Source organism: Pseudomonas brassicacearum (assembly GCF_918698105.1).
GTDB lineage: Bacteria > Pseudomonadota > Gammaproteobacteria > Pseudomonadales > Pseudomonadaceae > Aquipseudomonas > Aquipseudomonas brassicacearum_F.
Window position 1 is genome coordinate 1 of sequence record NZ_CAKKMI010000027.1, and the last position, 17,530, is coordinate 17,530.

20 protein-coding genes are annotated in these 17,530 nt (G+C 60.5%); 11 read left to right on the top strand and 9 right to left on the bottom strand.

All coding sequences use genetic code 11. The features are described from left to right. The first annotated feature begins 206 nt into the window (after window positions 1-206). Window positions 207-1,178, top strand: coding sequence for a L,D-transpeptidase family protein (locus tag LQ215_RS12915; RefSeq protein WP_230150303.1), 972 nt, complete (start codon window positions 207-209; stop codon window positions 1,176-1,178). 140 nt (window positions 1,179-1,318) lie between these two features. On the opposite strand, the gene oprI is transcribed toward LQ215_RS12915, so the two are convergent. Further along, complete coding sequence (gene oprI, locus LQ215_RS12920; protein WP_003183784.1) at window positions 1,319-1,570, bottom strand: outer membrane lipoprotei OprI; 252 nt, start codon at window positions 1,568-1,570, stop codon at window positions 1,319-1,321. A 637-nt stretch (window positions 1,571-2,207) separates the two neighbouring features. Between oprI and LQ215_RS12925 the strand changes: the two genes are divergently transcribed. After that, window positions 2,208-2,489, top strand: coding sequence for a GNAT family N-acetyltransferase (locus LQ215_RS12925; RefSeq protein WP_053120470.1), 282 nt, complete (start codon window positions 2,208-2,210; stop codon window positions 2,487-2,489). Window positions 2,490-2,653: 164 nt separating this feature from the next. On the opposite strand, the gene LQ215_RS12930 is transcribed toward LQ215_RS12925, so the two are convergent. Beyond that, entirely contained in the window at window positions 2,654-3,730 is a 1,077-nt protein-coding gene (locus LQ215_RS12930) for a 3-deoxy-7-phosphoheptulonate synthase (RefSeq protein WP_003199364.1), read from the bottom strand. A 267-nt stretch (window positions 3,731-3,997) separates the two neighbouring features. On the opposite strand from LQ215_RS12930, the gene LQ215_RS12935 reads away from it, so the two are divergent. The 4 genes from LQ215_RS12935 to cysB all read left to right on the top strand — a co-directional run bounded on the left by LQ215_RS12935 (window position 3,998) and on the right by cysB (window position 7,561). After that, entirely contained in the window at window positions 3,998-4,951 is a 954-nt protein-coding gene (locus tag LQ215_RS12935; protein WP_230150305.1) for a putative 2-dehydropantoate 2-reductase, read from the top strand. A gap of 22 nt (window positions 4,952-4,973) precedes the next feature. Continuing rightward, a complete protein-coding gene (locus tag LQ215_RS12940) occupies window positions 4,974-5,879 on the top strand; it encodes a 5'-nucleotidase (RefSeq protein ID WP_003199368.1) in 906 nt (301 codons plus the stop codon). A gap of 96 nt (window positions 5,880-5,975) precedes the next feature. Next, window positions 5,976-6,476 carry a universal stress protein gene (locus tag LQ215_RS12945; RefSeq protein WP_058542426.1) on the top strand — a complete coding sequence of 167 codons (501 nt, stop codon included), beginning with the start codon at window positions 5,976-5,978 and terminating at the stop codon, window positions 6,474-6,476. Between the two features lie 110 nt (window positions 6,477-6,586). Then, on the top strand, window positions 6,587-7,561 hold the full coding sequence (cysB, locus tag LQ215_RS12950; protein WP_003199376.1) for an HTH-type transcriptional regulator CysB: 975 nt from the start codon (window positions 6,587-6,589) through the stop codon (window positions 7,559-7,561). 7 nt (window positions 7,562-7,568) lie between these two features. On the opposite strand, the gene LQ215_RS12955 is transcribed toward cysB, so the two are convergent. Next, window positions 7,569-8,051: a GreA/GreB family elongation factor gene (locus LQ215_RS12955; RefSeq protein ID WP_003199378.1), complete on the bottom strand. Its 483-nt coding sequence runs from the start codon at window positions 8,049-8,051 to the stop codon at window positions 7,569-7,571. 2 nt (window positions 8,052-8,053) lie between these two features. Then, complete coding sequence (locus LQ215_RS12960; RefSeq protein WP_230150307.1) at window positions 8,054-8,440, bottom strand: hypothetical protein; 387 nt, start codon at window positions 8,438-8,440, stop codon at window positions 8,054-8,056. A 121-nt stretch (window positions 8,441-8,561) separates the two neighbouring features. On the opposite strand from LQ215_RS12960, the gene earP reads away from it, so the two are divergent. After that, entirely contained in the window at window positions 8,562-9,695 is a 1,134-nt protein-coding gene (earP, locus tag LQ215_RS12965) for an elongation factor P maturation arginine rhamnosyltransferase EarP (protein ID WP_230150309.1), read from the top strand. A gap of 48 nt (window positions 9,696-9,743) precedes the next feature. Beyond that, window positions 9,744-10,313 carry an elongation factor P gene (locus LQ215_RS12970; RefSeq protein ID WP_003199385.1) on the top strand — a complete coding sequence of 190 codons (570 nt, stop codon included), beginning with the start codon at window positions 9,744-9,746 and terminating at the stop codon, window positions 10,311-10,313. Between the two features lie 97 nt (window positions 10,314-10,410). Here LQ215_RS12970 and LQ215_RS12975 read toward each other — a convergent pair whose 3' ends face one another. From LQ215_RS12975 to LQ215_RS12985, 3 genes are all read right to left on the bottom strand, one after another. Then, window positions 10,411-11,424, bottom strand: coding sequence for an alpha/beta hydrolase (locus LQ215_RS12975; RefSeq protein ID WP_230150311.1), 1,014 nt, complete (start codon window positions 11,422-11,424; stop codon window positions 10,411-10,413). Between the two features lie 35 nt (window positions 11,425-11,459). After that, window positions 11,460-11,879, bottom strand: a complete 420-nt coding sequence (locus LQ215_RS12980; protein ID WP_003199389.1) for an organic hydroperoxide resistance protein — start codon at window positions 11,877-11,879, stop codon at window positions 11,460-11,462. A gap of 322 nt (window positions 11,880-12,201) precedes the next feature. Beyond that, window positions 12,202-12,663, bottom strand: a complete 462-nt coding sequence (locus LQ215_RS12985) for a MarR family winged helix-turn-helix transcriptional regulator (protein ID WP_053120491.1) — start codon at window positions 12,661-12,663, stop codon at window positions 12,202-12,204. Window positions 12,664-12,807: 144 nt separating this feature from the next. On the opposite strand from LQ215_RS12985, the gene LQ215_RS12990 reads away from it, so the two are divergent. Next, window positions 12,808-13,557, top strand: a complete 750-nt coding sequence (locus LQ215_RS12990) for a sulfite exporter TauE/SafE family protein (RefSeq protein WP_230150313.1) — start codon at window positions 12,808-12,810, stop codon at window positions 13,555-13,557. On the opposite strand, the gene LQ215_RS12995 is transcribed toward LQ215_RS12990, so the two are convergent. Then, complete coding sequence (locus tag LQ215_RS12995; protein ID WP_027912697.1) at window positions 13,547-14,401, bottom strand: LysR substrate-binding domain-containing protein; 855 nt, start codon at window positions 14,399-14,401, stop codon at window positions 13,547-13,549. The two genes, LQ215_RS12990 and LQ215_RS12995, sit on opposite strands and share 11 nt — an antisense overlap. Before the next feature lie 97 nt (window positions 14,402-14,498). Here LQ215_RS12995 and LQ215_RS13000 point away from each other — a divergent pair, with 97 nt between their 5' ends. Beyond that, window positions 14,499-14,717: a DUF1127 domain-containing protein gene (locus LQ215_RS13000; protein WP_003199394.1), complete on the top strand. Its 219-nt coding sequence runs from the start codon at window positions 14,499-14,501 to the stop codon at window positions 14,715-14,717. A gap of 64 nt (window positions 14,718-14,781) precedes the next feature. Then, entirely contained in the window at window positions 14,782-16,011 is a 1,230-nt protein-coding gene (locus LQ215_RS13005) for a winged helix-turn-helix domain-containing protein (RefSeq protein ID WP_230150315.1), read from the top strand. A 133-nt stretch (window positions 16,012-16,144) separates the two neighbouring features. Here the strand turns inward: LQ215_RS13005 and LQ215_RS13010 are convergent, their stop codons facing one another. Further along, entirely contained in the window at window positions 16,145-17,491 is a 1,347-nt protein-coding gene (locus LQ215_RS13010; RefSeq protein ID WP_003199400.1) for a class II 3-deoxy-7-phosphoheptulonate synthase, read from the bottom strand. Between the last annotated feature and the right edge of the window lie 39 nt (window positions 17,492-17,530).

The following is a 17,530-nucleotide window of genomic DNA, read 5'->3' on the forward strand; positions in this document are numbered from 1 at the left end:
CATTCAACATTAATGCACGCAGACCCGCCGCTATCGCGAGCAGGCTCGCTCCCACAGGGATTTGTGTCGAACATATCCATAGGCGTGAACGCCTGAAACAATGCAGCGCATCGGACGCCTCTGTACCGCTCTCCCCGAAATAACAGGTGGCAGTGTACAATCGCCGTTTTCATAACCCCTTGTTCGATCTGCGAAGGATTTCCCGGATGTTGCCGCGCTTGCCTGCCGTCGCCCGCTGCCTGTCTCTTGCCGCCCTGTGTGTGGCGGGCCCCGTTGCCGCCCTGGAGCTGCCTCTGCCACCGCCGGGTGAAGACATCGTTGGCCAGGTGCAGGTCATCAAGGCCAAATACGAAGACACCTTCGCTGACCTGGGCACCACCTATGACCTGGGCTACAGCGAGATGGTCGCCGCCAACCCGGGGGTCGATCCCTGGTTGCCGGGCGCTGGCACCGAGATCGTGCTGCCGACGCGCTTCATCCTGCCGCCGGGCCCGCGCGAAGGCATCGTGATCAACCTTGCCGAGTACCGTCTCTACTATTTCCCCAAGGGGCGGAACGTGGTCTACACCTTCCCGCTGGGGATTGGTCGTGAGGGCTGGGGATCGCCGATCGCCCACACCAGCATCATCGCCAAGACGCCGAACCCGACCTGGACCCCACCGGCATCGATCAAGGCCGAACACGCCGCCGACGGCGACCCGCTGCCCAATGTCGTGCCCGCCGGCCCCGATAACCCGCTGGGTCCCTTCAAGTTCACCCTGGGCACCCCGGGCTACCTGATCCATGGTTCGAACAAGAAGTTCGGCATCGGCATGCGGACCAGCCACGGTTGCTTCCGGATGTTCAACAACAACGTGCTGGAAATGGCCGGCATGGTGCCAGTGGGGACATCGGTGCGGATCATCAACGACCCCTACAAGCTGGGCTTGAGCGGTGGCAAGGTGTACCTGGAAGCTCACACACCGTTGGACGACAACGGCAACCCGTCGGTGGTGGACAAGCACACCGCGGTGATCAACGCGATGCTCAAGCGTGAAGACATTACCAGCAACTTGCGCATGAACTGGGACGAGGTGCGGGACGTGGTGGCGGCCGAAGATGGCATGCCGGTGGAAATCGCTGTGCCGAATACCTCGGCGCCGATGGTCACCAGCGCACCGGTCGACTTGCCGCAGTAAGAGACTCGACAACAACCCGCCGACGTCTCGCGATGTCGGCGGGTTTTTTATTGCCTGCTCAAACACCGCGCACTAGCTCTCAAGTCCAAAAAAAAGCCGACCCAAAAATGGGTCGGCTCGATAACAATCCCGAAGGATTATTACTTGCGGCTAGCTTTTTCCAGCATGCGCAGAGCACGCTCGTTAGCTTCGTCAGCAGTCTGTTGTGCTTTTTGAGCAGCAGCCAGAGCTTCATCAGCTTTACGGTAAGCTTCGTCTGCACGAGCTTGGGAGCGAGCTGCTGCGTCTTCGGTAGCAGTCAGACGTGCTTCGGTTTCTTTCGATGCGCTGCTGCAACCGGTAGCCAGAACTGCGGCCAGGGCCAGAGCAGAGAATTTCAGAACGTTGTTCATCGTGTTCCCCTTCAAGGACATTCTATTAGTGACTGTCTCCCCAGACTGAGGAGTTAGCCGGCGTACATACTACCCATTACTTGTAGTAAGTAAACTGACGTAGCGCAAGAAGCAAAAAAATTGTAGGCGGTGATTCTTTTTCGAGCAACTTTTCCAAGGGGTGTTTAAAAAATATACAGCTCAAAGCCCTTGGCTGGAGCACGTCAACGAAAAAAAGTTCCGTAGCGGCGGAGAACTCCTGCAGCCTTCGCTAACGTCGTTGTTTATTGATTCGCCTACACTTTTGTACATTTTTTGTGCAATGCCCCAGGCATCTTTTATTGGTATTGGCGGTGACTTTAACTACGCGCGCTCGTCTCAAGACTCAACAACTGGCGATGTTCAGCTATTGCACCGTGACCGATTGCAGCGCGACGATGGCGCTCAATCGATAAACCCGACGAGGTTTACCCCCTTCGATGACAGGCGTGCCTTGAGCATTTGCGTCATTGGTGCCTACTATTCACGACGTGCTCAGGTTTGAGCGGATCGGTTTAGGCGCTCGGTGACCAAGAAGGCACGGGGTGGCGTAGATGTTCCTTCGCCGGAAAAACATCGGTAAGGTAGGGGTCGGCATTCAGACCCGCGAGGAGTAGTGATGAGCGAGGCGGTTACCATCCACCATGACCAGGCTGGTCATCAGTTCGAGACCAATGTGGACGGTCATCGTGCCTATCTGACCTATATGGACCTGGGCAAGCAGACCCTGGATATCTATCGCACCTTCGTGCCCAACGCCTTGCGCGGTCGGGGCATCGCGGCGGCGTTGACCGAAAGGGCGCTGCAGTACGCCGAAGAAATGGGCTATACGGTGATTCCATCCTGCTCCTACGTGGAGCGCTACATGGAGCGTCATCAGCGGCACGCGGCGAAGCTCTGAGAAAACGGATTCCCAATAAAAAAACGCCGGACTTTTCAGTCCGGCGTTTTTTTATGCTTTGAGCAGAGCAAAAGATCGCAGGCTTCGCCAGCTCCTACATCCCCGCTCCAAATATGCGTAGGAGCTGTGTAGGAGCTGTCGAGTGCAGCGAGGCTGCGATCTTTTTAGCCACGCTGCCGCTTCGGCAATACATCCTTGAGCTTGGCATGCATGCTGCGCAGGGTGTTCTCGGTGGCGCTCCAGTCGATGCAGGCATCGGTAATGGAGACGCCGTATTGCAAGTCGGCGAGGTCTTTCGGGATCGCCTGGCAGCCCCAATTCAAGTGGCTTTCGACCATCAGGCCGATAATCGACTGGTTGCCTTCCAGGATCTGGTTAGCCACGTTCTCCATCACCAGCGGTTGCAGTGCCGGGTCCTTGTTGGAGTTGGCGTGGCTGCAGTCGACCATGATGTTCGGCTTGATCTTGGCTTTGTTCAGCGCTTGTTCACACAGCGCGACGCTGACCGAATCGTAGTTCGGCTTGCCATTGCCACCGCGCAGTACCACGTGACCGTAGGCGTTGCCCTTGGTGGTGACGATCGACACGCCACCTTCCTGGTTGATACCCAGGAAACGGTGCGGGCTGGAGACCGACTGCAAGGCGTTGATCGCCACGGTGAGGCCACCGTCGGTGCCGTTCTTGAAGCCCACTGCCGACGACAGGCCGGAGGCCATTTCGCGGTGGGTCTGGGATTCGGTGGTGCGCGCGCCGATGGCCGACCAGCTGATCAGGTCCTGCAAGTATTGCGGCGAGATCGGGTCCAGGGCTTCGGTGGCGGTGGGCAGGCCCATTTCCGCCAGGTCCAGCAGCAATTGACGACCGATGTGCAGGCCGTCCTGGATCTTGAAGGAGTCATCCAGGTACGGGTCGTTGATCAGGCCTTTCCAGCCGACGGTGGTCCGCGGCTTCTCGAAATACACCCGCATGACCAGGTACAGGGTGTCGGAGACTTCCGCCGCCAGCACTTTCAGGCGCTCGGCGTATTCGTGGGCGGCCTTGATGTCATGGATCGAGCAGGGCCCGATGACCACGAACAGGCGATGATCGGTGCCGTCCAGGATGTTGCGGATGACTTCCCGGCCCTTGGTCACGGTGCGCAGGGCAGCGTCGCTCAGGGGAATATCGCGCTTGAGCTGGTCAGGCGTGATGAGGGTCTCGTTGGAGGCGACGTTAAGGTCGTTGATCGGTAAATCAGCCATCGTGTTACTCGTCAGGTCACGGGTGCCGGCCGCCAGCGATCCCCGCGCGGCGGTGCACAGCGGATTTTAAGCGCGTCGGGGAGCCGAACCTTAGCGCGTTACGAGGTGGCTCGACAATGGGCTGGGACGGGTTTAATGCCCTATAGGCTGGGGAAAAGGCCTTGGAGATGGCTCTGCAGCAGATTCGTGAACAGTTGTAATGATGATTGCATGCCATGCCGCTCGCGCTGATAGTGTGCAGGGACTTTTACCTGGAGAGTTGCAAAGATGCAGGCAGGCGTGAAACCGCGGATCGGGATGATCGGCACCGGGGCGATCGGTGGGTTCTACGGCGTGATGTTGGCGCGTGCCGGTTTTGACGTGCACTTTTTACTGCGCAGCGAATTTGCCGCCGTGGCCGAAGCCGGCTTGCGGATCGACAGTGCGGTTCACGGTACGCTGGCCCTCAACCCCGTCCAGGCGTATCGCTCGGCCGCCGACATGCCGCCCTGCGACTGGCTGCTGGTCGGCGCCAAGACCACCAGCAATGCCGAACTGGCCCCGGCCATTATCCAGGTTGCCGCCGACGGGGCAAAAGTCCTGTTGCTGCAGAACGGCCTGGACGTCGAGGACGACCTTCGACCGTTGTTGCCCGATTCGCTGCATCTGCTGGGAGGCCTGTGCCTGATCTGCGTGCATCGCGTCGGCCCTGGTGTCGTCACCCACCAGGCCCTCGGCGCGGTCAACGTCGGTTATCACAGTGGGCCTTGCGCCGATCAGCTGCAACGCATGGCGATCGTCGAAGAGGCGGCGACGTTGTTCCGCAGCGCCGCTATCGACGCCCAGGCGATGCCGGGCCTGCAACAGGCCCGTTGGCAGAAGCTGGTGTGGAATGTGCCGTACAACGGCCTTTCGGTGCTGTTGGGTGCCAGCACCACGCCGTTGATGGCCAATGAGCATAGCCGCGCATTGATCCAGGCACTGATGGCGGAGGTGATCCGCGGCGCGCAAGCCTGCGGGCATCACATCGAGCCGGGTTATGCCGAGTATCTGTTCACGATGACCGAGAAGATGCCCGACTACTGGCCGAGCATGTACCACGATTATTCCCACAAGCGTGCGCTGGAGCTGGACGCGATCTACGGCCGGCCATTGGCAGCAGCGAAAGCGGCAGGGTGTGAATTGCCGAAAATCGAAGCCTTGTACCAGGCGTTGGCGTTCGTGGACCGATATAACCGCTGAGCAGGCGAAAGAGGGGAGCGGTATGGCAAACAACATCGACGACAAACTGGTGCTGGCGATTTCGTCGCGGGCATTGTTCGACCTGCGGGAAAGCCACAAGGTGTATTTGTCCAGTGGCGTCGAAGCCTACCGGCAATACCAGATCGAGCATGAAGACGAAGTCCTGGCACCCGGCGACGCCTTCGCCCTGGTGCAAAAGCTGCTCAACCTCAACGAGCACCTGGGGCGTGCCCGGGTCGAGGTGATCCTGGTTTCGCGCAACAGTGCCGACACGGGCCTTCGAGTGTTCAACTCGATCCATCATTATGGGCTGGCGATCTCGCGCGCCGCCTTCGTTGGCGGTCGCAGCCCTTACCCGTACCTCAAGGCGTTCGGTTGCGATCTCTTTTTGTCCACCCACGCTGAAGACGTGCGCAGCGCCCTGGACGCCGGGTTTGCCGCCGCGACCATTCTCTCGGGCGGTGCCAGTCGCGCGGCCAGCGAGGAACTGCGCATTGCCTTCGACGGCGATGCCGTGCTGTTTTCCGATGAGTCGGAGCGCGTCTACCAGGCAGATGGGTTGGAAGCCTTCCAGGCCAGCGAGCGGCAGGCCGCCCGCGAGCCACTGCGAGGCGGGCCGTTCAAGGGGTTTCTGGCGGCGCTCAATGCACTGCAGCGCGAGTTCCCCGAAGACGCCTGTCCCATTCGTACGGCGTTGGTGACGGCCCGTTCGGCACCGGCCCACGAGCGGGTCATCCGGACCTTGCGTGAGTGGGATATCCGCTTGGACGAGTCGTTGTTCCTGGGCGGCCTGACCAAATCGGCCTTCCTCGAAGCGTTCGCCGCCGATGTTTTTTTCGATGACCAGACCGGCCATTGCGAACTGGCCCGGGAGGTGGTCGCCACCGGTCATGTCCCCCACGGTATCAGTAACGAAATGAAGCCCTGATTGCCTCAGGTCCGGGACGTCAAGCCGCACGTCGCAGTCCCCAAGGCGCTGCTAAGCTGAATCAATCTCCGCCATTTTGGCACGCGAGGAGGTCACATGATTCGTTCGATGCTGTACGCCACAGACCTGGGCCTGTATGCCCCTTATGTGATGCAGCATGCCTTGGCGTTAGCACGGACGTTTGAAGCCGAGTTGTATGTGGTGCATGCGGTAGAGCCGATGGGGTTGTTCGCCGAGTCGGTGTTGCAAAGCTATCTCGACGAGCAGGCGCTGAACGAATTTCACCGTCAAGGTCTGAATACGGTGATGGCCAATATCGAACAGCGAGTGCTCGACAGTTTCCGCGAGGAGTTGGGAGAGGGGCAGCAGGATTTGCAACTGATCAAGTCGGTCAGGGTGTACCAGGGCGATCCTTCCCAGGTCATCCTGGAGCAGGCTGCGAAACTCTCTGTCGATTTGCTGATCGTAGGCAGTCATTGCCAGGGGGCAAGCGGCGAAACCCCCTTGGGCAGGACCGCTGCACGGGTATTGCAGTTATCCCGGGTACCGGTCTACTTGGTACCGCTGGTACAGCGCCGACGCCAGGGAGAGGCTTGAGGCTAAATGATGGCTTTTTATAAAAAGTTCTAGATTTATTGTCGTGACCTTTCATATAGTTATATACCGTCGCTGATGCCCGTGGCGTCCAACTGCTTTGAGGGATACATATGAAGCTTCAACAACTGCGCTACATCTGGGAAGTGGCGCACCACGACCTCAACGTTTCCGCTACTGCCCAAAGCCTCTACACGTCGCAACCTGGCATCAGCAAGCAGATCCGCCTGTTGGAAGATGAACTGGGCGTCGAAGTCTTCGCCCGCAGCGGCAAGCACCTGACCCGCGTGACCCCAGCTGGCGAGCGGATCATCACTACCGCTGGCGAGATCCTGCGCAAGGTCGAAAGCATCAAGCAGATCGCCCAGGAGTTCTCCAACGAGAAAAAAGGCACGCTGTCGATCGCCACTACCCACACCCAGGCCCGCTATGCGCTGCCGCCGGTGATCAGCAATTTCATCAAGCAATACCCCGACGTGGCGCTGCACATGCACCAAGGCTCGCCAATGCAGATCGCCGAGATGGCGGCCGACGGCACGGTGGATTTCGCCATTGCCACCGAGGCCCTGGAACTGTTCGGGGACCTGGTGATGATGCCGTGCTATCGCTGGAACCGCTGCGTGGTCGTGCCCCAGGGCCATCCATTGACCAAGCTGCCGAAGCTGACCCTCGAAGCCCTGGCCGAATACCCGATCGTGACCTACGTATTCGGTTTCACCGGTCGTTCCAAACTTGACGAAGCCTTCAGCCATCGTGGCTTGACGCCGAAAGTGGTGTTCACCGCCGCCGACGCCGACGTGATCAAGACCTACGTTCGCCTGGGCCTGGGTGTGGGCATCGTCGCGAAGATGGCCGTCGATACCAAGCTCGACAGTGACCTGGTGGTACTGGATGCCAGCGAGTTGTTCGAATCCAGCGTGACCAAGATCGGCTTCCGTCGCGGCACTTTCCTGCGCGGTTTCATGTGCGATTTCATCGAGAAATTTGCACCGCACCTGACCCGGGAAGTCATGGCCAAGGCCATCCAGTGCCACAACAAGCAAGAACTCGAAGAGTTGTTCGACGGCGTCGAACTACCGGTCCACTAAGACCCTTCTAGATCGCCTCGGTGACAGCGAACTGTTGCCGGGCGCCCGCTACCACGATCTCTACTTCATCCCCTTCGAACTTGCCCAGAAGGCCGCGGCCCAGCGGTGAGCGAGGGGTGATGACGGTGATCGGCTGGCCCACCAGCGAGACCTTCAAGCCCGCCGCATCCGGCCCCAGGAAGAGCCATTGCTGGCGGCCGTCCTCATCTTCCAGCCCGATCAAGGTGCCGACCTGGATACCGCGCTGTTCGTCGTAAGGCCTTAGCGTCAGGTTCTGGCAAAGGGTGAGGGCCTGGCGGATTTCTTCCACGCGCCTGGCTTGTCCGGCGGCGAGGTAGGACGCCTCCAGGCCCAGGGTGTCGTACTTGTTCTCGGCGATGTTTTCTTCGTGGGTCGCGGTTTCGTAGGCGGTCTGCGCGGCGCGTTCGGCGATGTCGAGATCAATCTTGAGCTTGTCGAGAATCAACTGGTGGACGGTCTGTTTGTTCATGGTCATTCGCAGAATTGCAGAACGTTGGCGCGGCTTTTCTCACTGGGCGCAGTCTGGTCCTGTTGCAGCCAGAACTGGCACTTGGGGTTGGACAGGTTGCGCGGATTGTTGCGGGCCTGATCGAGCGCTTGGCGCTGTTCGTTCCTCTGCAGGTTCTGCTGGTACTGCTCGAACATCGGCGTGGGCGGCTCCGGGGACGGTTGCACCGCCGGTGGTTGTGCCAGTTGATGGACGGCAGCGGCCACCGGTGCCAGTTGTTCGTTGAACAGGAATCTGGACAGCAGCCAGCCCGTCAACACGATGGCGAGGAACCCCAGCCACAGGCCCAGGGCGATGCTGAAGGTCAATTGCAAAGCCGTAAGGCGCGAGGGTGTCGAGTGATCGGGCATGGCTGCTTCCTGGCAGGGGCATGGACAGGCGATGATTGTCGCATGAAGATTAATCGCCGTCGGCTCTTCTGCGTGATCGGTTTATTCGGGACAATCAGGCCTTTGCCACAGGGAGCCGGGAATGACCGTGCGTTGGGATATTTTTTGCACCGTCGTCGATAACTTTGGCGACATTGGTGTGACATGGCGCCTGGCTCGGCAACTGGTGGCCGAGCATCGATGCGCAGTGCGGCTATGGGTCGACGACCTGCGTGCTTTCGAACGGCTGTGCCCGGCAATCGACATCACCCTGTCCGAGCAATGGCAGCAGGGCGTGCAAGTGCGTCACTGGCCTGGGGAGTGGGCACCCACCGAAGCGGCCGACGTGGTGATCGCCGCGTTTGCCTGCCAGCTGCCGAGCGCCTACATGGATGCGATGGCCGCGCGCCAGACGACGCCCCTGTGGATGAACCTTGATTATTTGAGCGCCGAGGACTGGGTGATCGGTTGCCACGGCTTACCGTCGGTCAAATACAAACACGTGCAGAAATATTTCTTTTTTCCGGGCTTCCAGGAAGGAACAGGTGGCCTGCTGCGTGAGGCGGGGCTTCTGGAACGCCGCCGGCAATTCCAGCAGGATGCCGCGGCGCAACGAATGTTCCTGCAAGGGCTGGGCGTCAAGCGAGCGCCGGATGCCTGCCTGATCTCGCTGTTTGCCTACGAGAATGCCGGGTTGGCGAGCTGGTTCGACGCAATGGCCGCTGATGCCCAGGCGTTTCATGTGCTGGTTCCCGAAGGGCGGGTGCTGGGCGATGTCGAGCGTTGGCTTGGGGTCGACGGCCTGGCGGCCGGCGCGGTACATCGACGCGGCGCACTGACGGTGCAAGTATTGCCGTTCATCCGCCAGGACCAGTACGACCAACTGCTGTGGTGCTGCGAGTTCAACGCCGTGCGTGGCGAAGACTCCTTCGTGCGCGCCCAATGGGCGGGCCGGCCGTTGCTCTGGCACATCTACCAGCAGGAAGAAGACGTCCACCTGGAAAAACTCGAGGCGTTCCTCAGGCTCTACACCCAGGGGCTTTCCCAGGCGGCGCAAAAAGCGATCAGCGGTCTTTGGCGGGCCTGGAATGCCGGCCAGGACATGACCGAACATTGGAAAGCCACCCGTGAACAGCAGCAGGAACTGGCCGAACATGCCCAGGCGTGGTGTCTGGAACAGGCCTCGCGAGCCGATCTTGCCGCAGCGCTGGTGAAGTTTTATGTAAATTGGATATGATACGCGGCCTAGATTTTTGTAAATCCCATCCAAATTCGGATATTCGCAATGAAAACTGGTAAAGAACTGAAACCCGGGACCGTGATCCGTCTCGAAAACGATCCTTGGCTGGTTCAGAAAGCTGAGTTCACCAAGTCGGGTCGTAACAGCGCGATCATGAAGACCAAGCTGAAGAACCTGCTGACCGGTTACAAGACCGAGATCGTCTACAGCGCCGACGACAAACTGGACGACGTGATCCTCGACCGCAAAGAAGCGACCCTGTCCTTCATCAGCGGCGACACCTACACGTTCATGGACACCACTGACTACACCATGTACGAGCTGAATGCCGAAGACATCGAAAGCGTTCTGCCGTTCATCGAAGAAGGCATGACCGACGTCTGCGAAGCTGTGTTCTTCGAAGAGCGCCTGGTTTCCGTAGAACTGCCGACCACCATCGTGCGTCAGGTTGACTACACCGAAGGCTCCGCTCGCGGTGACACTTCCGGCAAGGTGATGAAGCCTGCCAAACTGAAGAACGGTACCGAGCTGTCGGTAGCTGACTTCATCGAAATCGGCGACATGATCGAGATCGATACCCGCGAAGGCGGTTCCTACAAAGGCCGCGCTAAATAAGCGAAGCCTTGTGCATGAAAAAGCCCGACCATTGAGTCGGGCTTTTTCATTTCAGGACTACGCACCTATCCTTCGCCACCAAAGCTTCGGCGTGCAGTCACTTCAGGTGCTGCTTGAGCTCTTGCGACACCTGCAACATCGCCGAACGCACCGCCGGCACCTGGCTGACCACGTTGAGCAAGCCATAGTCGTGGATCATGCCGTTGTAACGCACAGCCGTGACCGGTACACCGGCTGCGTCCAGCTTGCGGGCATAGGCTTCACCCTCATCGCGCAGGACGTCGGCCTCGGCGGTTTGTACCAGCGCGGGCGGCAGGCCCTTGAGTTGTGCGGTGCTGGCGCGTAATGGCGAGGCATAGATCTCGCTGCGTTGCCCGGCATCGGTGGTGTAGTTGTCCCAGAACCACTTCATCATGTTTTTACTGAGGAAGTGCCCTTCGGCGAACTGGTTGTAGGACGCCGTCTCGAAGCTGGCATCGGTCACCGGCCACAGCAATGCCTGGAAGCGGATCGCCGGCGTGCCTTTATCCTTAGCCATCAGGGCCACGACCGCCGCCATGTTGCCGCCGACGCTGTTGCCCACAACGGCCAGGCGCTTGCCGTCGACGTTGATCTGCTTGCCGTGTTCGGCCACCCATTTCGTCGCGGCATAGGCCTGGTTGATCGCGACCGGGTAATGCGCCTCGGGTGAGGGCGTGTAGTTGACGAACACCGCGACAGCGCCCGAGCCCGCCACCAGATCCCGAACCAGGCGTTCGTGGGTCGGGAAATCACCCAATACCCAGCCGCCGCCGTGAAAGAACATGAACACGGGCAGCTCACCCTTGACCCCAGTCGGGCGAACGATGGTCAGGCTGATCGGTTGGCCATCGACCTGGATGGTTTTCTCGCTGACGTCGGCCTTGGGCAAGGTCAGTTTCACCCCCGCCTGGGCGCCCATCAAGACGGCGCGGGCGTCCTTGGGCGACAGCTGCTCCAGTGGCTTGCCGGTGCCGGCATTGAGCACGTCGAGAAACGCCTGGGTGTTGTGTTCGACGATGCCGTCGGCGAAGGCGCTGCTGACGCTGAGGGCGAGAAGGGTGGCGGTCAGGGCTTTGCTGAGTGTGTTCATGTGCATCTCCTTGAGTTCGGGTCCAGGGTCGGTGGTCAGACGGTCACGTGCAGGCGCACATCGACGTTGCCGCGGGTGGCGTTGGAATACGGGCAGACTTGGTGAGCTGCATCGACCAGACTTTGCGCGTCGGCCTGGTCCAGCCCTGGCAGGCTGATGTGCAGGTCGATGTCGAGGCCGAAACCGCCGGGGATCTGGCCGATGCCGACATGGGCGGTAATCGAAGCGTCGTCCGGGATCTTGCGTTTGCTCTGGCTGGCCACGAATTTCAACGCGCCGATGAAGCAGGCCGAGTAGCCGGCGGCGAACAGTTGCTCAGGGTTGGTTGCCGCACCGCCTGCACCGCCGAGTTCCTTGGGCGTGGCGAGTTTGACATCGAGGATATTGTCACTGGAGATCGCACGACCATCACGGCCGCCGGTGGAGGTTGCGATTGCGGTGTAGAGCGTTTGCATGATGAGAGCCTCGTGGCTGGTTGGTGTTGTTGCGCTAAATGTTTGCGCGCTAAGTAGGTGCGAAGAGAATGTATAGCGCTAATATTTTGTGCGCAAGATAAATTTTCGAGGCGAGTTGAATTTTCGAAGCTGAAAGGGCGTGTAACCCTTGAGCTAGAGCGTTTAAGCGCAGCAAAATAATTTTAGATGGGCGAGTTACAGATCAGGGAGCGGAAGGACTGCCGCCATCGCGAGCAAGCTCGCTCCCACATTTGATTTGCGTCTGAGCATCAAGTGTGGGAGCGAGCTTGCTCGCGATAGCGGTGGGTCAGTTGGAGGTAAGTCAGAGGCTGTCTTGCAAATGCCCGCGCAGTGCCTGCAGGTCAAGCTGCAGCTTCTTCAACTGCTCCAGGGTCTGGCCGCTGGCGGCGAGGATGCATTGGGGGATGTCGAGGGCTTTTTCGCGCAGGGCGCGGCCCTGTTCGGTGAGTTCGACAATCACCACGCGTTCGTCTTCACGGCTGCGGGTGCGGCTCAGCAGGCCTTCGGCTTCCAGGCGCTTGAGCAGTGGCGTCAGCGAACCGGGGTCTGTCAGCAGGCGCGTGCTGATTTCACCGACGGTCAATCCGTCCTTTTCCCACAACACCATCATCGCCAGGTATTGCGGATACGTCAGGCCCAGGGCCTGTAGCAGCGGCTTGTAGACTTTGGTCATCAGCAAGGACGTGGAGTGCAGGGCGAAACAGACCTGGTTGTCGAGCAGCAGGGCTTCGCAGGCTTCGGGGGTGTCGCGCAGGGTGTTCATGGCAAAACCTTCAATCAATGATCGTTACGAATCTAGCGGGCGAATCTTTAATGCGCCAGATAATTCTGACGTCTGAACTGATGTTACGTTTCCCCGCCGGCGCCGACTGCGTAGGATAAGGCCCCTAAGGAAAGGGGAATCGTCTTGTTCGAATTTGTGCAGTTTTTGGTGTTTGGTGCCGTGTTGGGCACCCTCGGGGGATTGTTCGGGATCGGTGGCGGCCTGATTGCCATCCCGGTGCTGGGCGTCTGGTTCGGCCTCGACCAGCAACTGGCCCAAGGTACGGCGCTGGTCATGGTGGTGCCCAACGTGATGCTTGCGTTGTGGCGCTATCACCAGCGCAATCGCATCGAATTGCGCCATGCCCTGCCGTTGGCTTCCATGGGATTCTGCTTTGCCTGGCTTGGTTCGATCTGGGCCGTGGGGATCGACGCGAACAGCATGCGGATCGGCTTCGTCGCGTTCCTGATCGCCCTGACACTCTACAACCTGGCCCGCCTGTTCGTCGCCAACGCACCGGCTTCGGCGCAGATGCGCTATGGCTGGCCATGGCTCGCCGTGCTGGGAGCGGCATCCGGGACCATGGGCGGTTTGTTCGGTGTCGGCGGGGCCGTGGTCGCGACGCCGATCCTGACCAGCCTCTTTGGCACCAGCCAGGTGGTTGCCCAAGGATTGTCCCTGGCGCTGGCCTTGCCCAGTACCGGCGTGACCCTCGCCACTTATGCGTTTCACCATGAAGTGGACTGGAGTATCGGCCTGCCGCTGGCCGTCGGTGGCCTGCTGAGCATCAGTTGGGGGGTGAAAGTCGCCCACGCCTTGCCGGAGCGGCTGTTGCGCGGGCTGTTCTGCGGTTTCCTGGTGCTCTGCGCGGTACTGCTCACCTTCAAAGCTTGAAACCTTCGACGATGTGCTCGGCCAGGCACTCGGTGATCGGCGATGGGTTATGCAGGTTGCGGATCAGCATGATGCTGGCCTCAGGCAGTTCCGGCAGGTCTTCAGCTTCGCCCAGTACGCGCATGTCCGGGGTCAGCAGGCTTTCCAGTTGCGCCGTGATTGCCAGGCCGGCGCCCACCACCGCCATGAGCGCCGACAGGCTCGAGCTGTTGTACGCCACGCGATAATCGCGCCCCATGGCATCCAGCGCATTGCAGGCCCATTGCCGGCAGAAACAGTCACTGTTGAACATCGCCAGCGGCAACGGTGTTTGTTCATGGACGTTGAAGCAGGCGGCTTCGGCCCAGACAAAGCGTTCCTTGCGCAGCAACTGGCCGATTTCGTCACCTGGTTTGCGGGTGACGATGGACAGGTCCAGGTCCTGGCGCAGCAGCAACTGCTTGGACGATTCGCAGTGCACTTCAATTTCGATCAGCGGGTAGAACTGGGCGAAGCGTTGCAGGATGCCTGGCAGGAAGCGCATCACGTAATCGTCCGGCGTGCCGATGCGCACCGTGCCGACCATGTGCGGTTCGCGCAGGGTATTGAACACCTCGCTGTGCAGCTTGAGGATCCGCCGTGCGTAACCCAGCAGCACCTGACCTTCGGCGGTGAGCTTGACCTGGCGTCCGTCACGCTCGAACAACCGTCGCTGCAACACGTCTTCTTCCAGCCGCTTCATCTGCATGCTGACGGCAGACTGGGTGCGATTGACCAATTCCCCGGCCCGGGTGAAACCGCCCTGGTCGGCGATGGCGACAAAGGTACGCAGCACTTCCGTATCGATGCTCGGGTAACTCGACAATTGATCAATCTCCGAGATGTATTGCATAAGAAACATTCGTTGGATTGATCTTATCGTTAGCGCGAGACTTGATCCATCCCCAACGGAGGACATCACGATGAAAGGTCAAAAAGGTTATCTACTGATAGACAAACTCTCCCACGGCTTTTCCGTCAGCGCCCTGCTGCACAAGTTTAGCCGCTGGTACGAATTGCACCACGAACGCGAACTGCTGGCCGGGATGAGCGACGAGGCGCTCAAGGACATCGGCGTGAGTCGTGCCGACGTGGAGCAGGAAGTGGTCCGGCCATTCTGGGATGACCCAATGCACAAATGAGCCATCCTTTCCTACACAAACCCCTTATTGGTGAGGTAGGTTGCGAGCAGACAAGGAGATCTCCATGCCCGCGACTCTGTCCTTTACCCTCAAACAGGCCCGGCGTCTGGCGTTGGCCGCCCAAGGATTCGATGGGCGGTCGCCGCCAGCTTCGGTGCAACCCTCACGCCTCAACCGCCTGATCGAACGCCTCGGCGTCCTGCAGATCGACTCAGTCAATGCGTTGGTGCGCTCGCACTACCTCCCGCTGTTCTCCCGCCTCGGTCACTACAATCGCGATTTGCTCGATCAGGCCGCCTGGAGCCAGGGCAAACGTCGTACGTTGTTCGAGTACTGGGGCCATGAAGCCTCGCTGCTGCCGATGTCGATGTATCCGCTGATGCGCTGGCGCATGAATCGGGCGTCGGGTGGCGAAGGGATTTATCAGCAGTTGGCGCGTTTCGGCCAAGAACGCCAGGATGTCATCCGCCGCGTTCTGGCTTCGGTGCAGGAGCAGGGCGCCCTTGGTGCGGGCAGCTTGTCCACGCGCAAGGAAAAAGCCGGGCCCTGGTGGGACTGGAGTGCCGAGAAACATGCGCTGGAGTGGCTGTTCGCCGCGGGCGAAGTCACGGTGGCGGGGCGGCGCGGGTTCGAGCGGCTCTACGACTTGCCCGAACGGGTGCTACCGGCCTCGATCCTGCAGCAACCATTGCCGGACGAAGCCCAGGCCCAACGCGCCTTGTTGCTACACGCGGCCGACGCCTTGGGCATTGCCACCGAGAAAGACCTGCGCGACTACTTTCGCCTCGATCCGGCCGACAGCCGCGGGCGGCTGGCTGAGTTGGAAGAGGCTGGGGAACTGCTGCGCTGCCAGGTGCAGGGCTGGAAACAACCGGCCTGGTGCCGACCCGCGGCGAAAGTGCCTCGCAAGGTCGCCGCCAGTGCCTTGCTGTCGCCGTTCGACTCGCTGGTTTGGGAACGCGGCCGTACCGAGCGGTTGTTCGACTTTCGCTACCGGTTGGAGATCTATACGCCTGCCCACAAGCGGGTGTACGGCTATTACGTGTTGCCGTTCCTGCACCACGAGCGCATTGCCGCTCGGGTGGACCTGCGGGCGGAGCGGGCTTTGGGGCAGTTGGCCGTGCACGCCGTGCACGAGGATGCGTCGGGGCTGGACGAGGAGGGGATGCAGGCCCTGGCGCTGAATCTGAGGCGCATGGCCCACTGGCTGGGGCTGGAGCGGGTCCAGCTCAATTGCCAGCGGGTGAGTGGGGTGCGGTTGGCGGTGGCATTGGCCCAGATCGATGGTGACTGAGCTGGCCCTTTCGCGAGCAGGCTCGCTCCCACATTTGATTTGCTGTGGACACAAAAGTTGTGGTCACCGCAGTTCCCTGTGGGAGCGAGCCTGCTCGCGAAGCGATTGAGTAGGCGAAGAAGGACCTACTGATTCACCGCCGAACCTGCTTCAACGTCTCGGCAATCAGGAAAGCCAGCTCCAGCGACTGATCGGCATTCATCCGCGGGTCGCAGTGGGTGTGGTAGCGGTCCGACAGCCCGTCCTCGGTAATCGGGCGCGCGCCGCCGATGCATTCGGTGACGTTTTGCCCGGTCATTTCGATGTGGATCCCGCCGGCATAGGTGCCTTCGGCTTCGTGGACCTGGAAGAACTGCTTCACTTCACCGAGGATCTGTGCGAAGTCGCGGGTCTTGTAGCCGCTGCTGGCCTTGATGGTGTTGCCGTGCATCGGGTCTGAGCTCCACAGCACTTGCTTGCCTTCCCGCTGTACGGCGCGCAACAGCGGCGGCAAGTGTTCGCCGACCTTGTTGGCGCCCATGCGGGCGATCAGGTTCAGCCGGCCGGGGTCGTTCTGCGGGTTGAGCACGTCGATCAGGCGGATCAGGTCGTCCGGGTCCATGCTCGGGCCGACCTTGACTCCGATCGGGTTGTTCACCCCGCGCAAAAATTCGACATGGGCGCCGTCCAACTGACGCGTGCGGTCGCCGATCCACAGCATGTGGGCCGAGCAGTCGTAATAGTCGTTGGTCAGGCTGTCACGGCGCACGAAGGCTTCTTCGTAATTGAGCAGCAACGCTTCGTGGGCTGTGAAGAAGCTGGTTTCGCGCAGCTGCGGCGAGCTGTCCATGCCGCAGGCGCGCATGAAGGCCAGGGTTTCGTCGATGCGGTCGGCCAGGTGGCTGTACTTTTCCGCCAGGGCCGAATTGGCGATGAAGTCCAGGTTCCACTTGTGCACCTGGTGCAAGTCGGCGAACCCGCCCTGGGCGAAGGCACGCAGCAGGTTCAAGGTGGCGGTGGACTGGTGGTAGGACTGCAGCAACCGCTCCGGGTCCGGCACGCGGCTTTTTTCGTCGAAACCGATGCCGTTGACGATGTCGCCCCGGTAGGCCGGCAAGGTCACGCCGTCAATGGTTTCATCATTGGCTGAGCGCGGCTTGGCGAACTGCCCGGCCATGCGCCCGACCTTCACCACCGGGCAGCCGGCGGCAAAGGTCATGACGATCGCCATCTGCAAGAGCACCTTGAAGGTGTCGCGGATCTTGGCCGCCGAGAACTCGGCAAAGCTTTCGGCGCAGTCGCCGCCTTGCAGCAAGAACGCCCGGCCCTGGGTCACCTCGGCGAACTGACGGCGCAACTCCCGGGCTTCGCCGGCAAACACCAGTGGCGGATAACTGGCCAGGGTCTGCTCCACCTGCAACAGGTGCGCGGCGTCGGGGTAGCGGGGTTGTTGCTGGATCGGCAGGGCGCGCCAGCTGTCAGGGCTCCAGGGTTGGCTCATCATGATCTCTAGGTGATTTACGCTCGGACGGCCATGTTA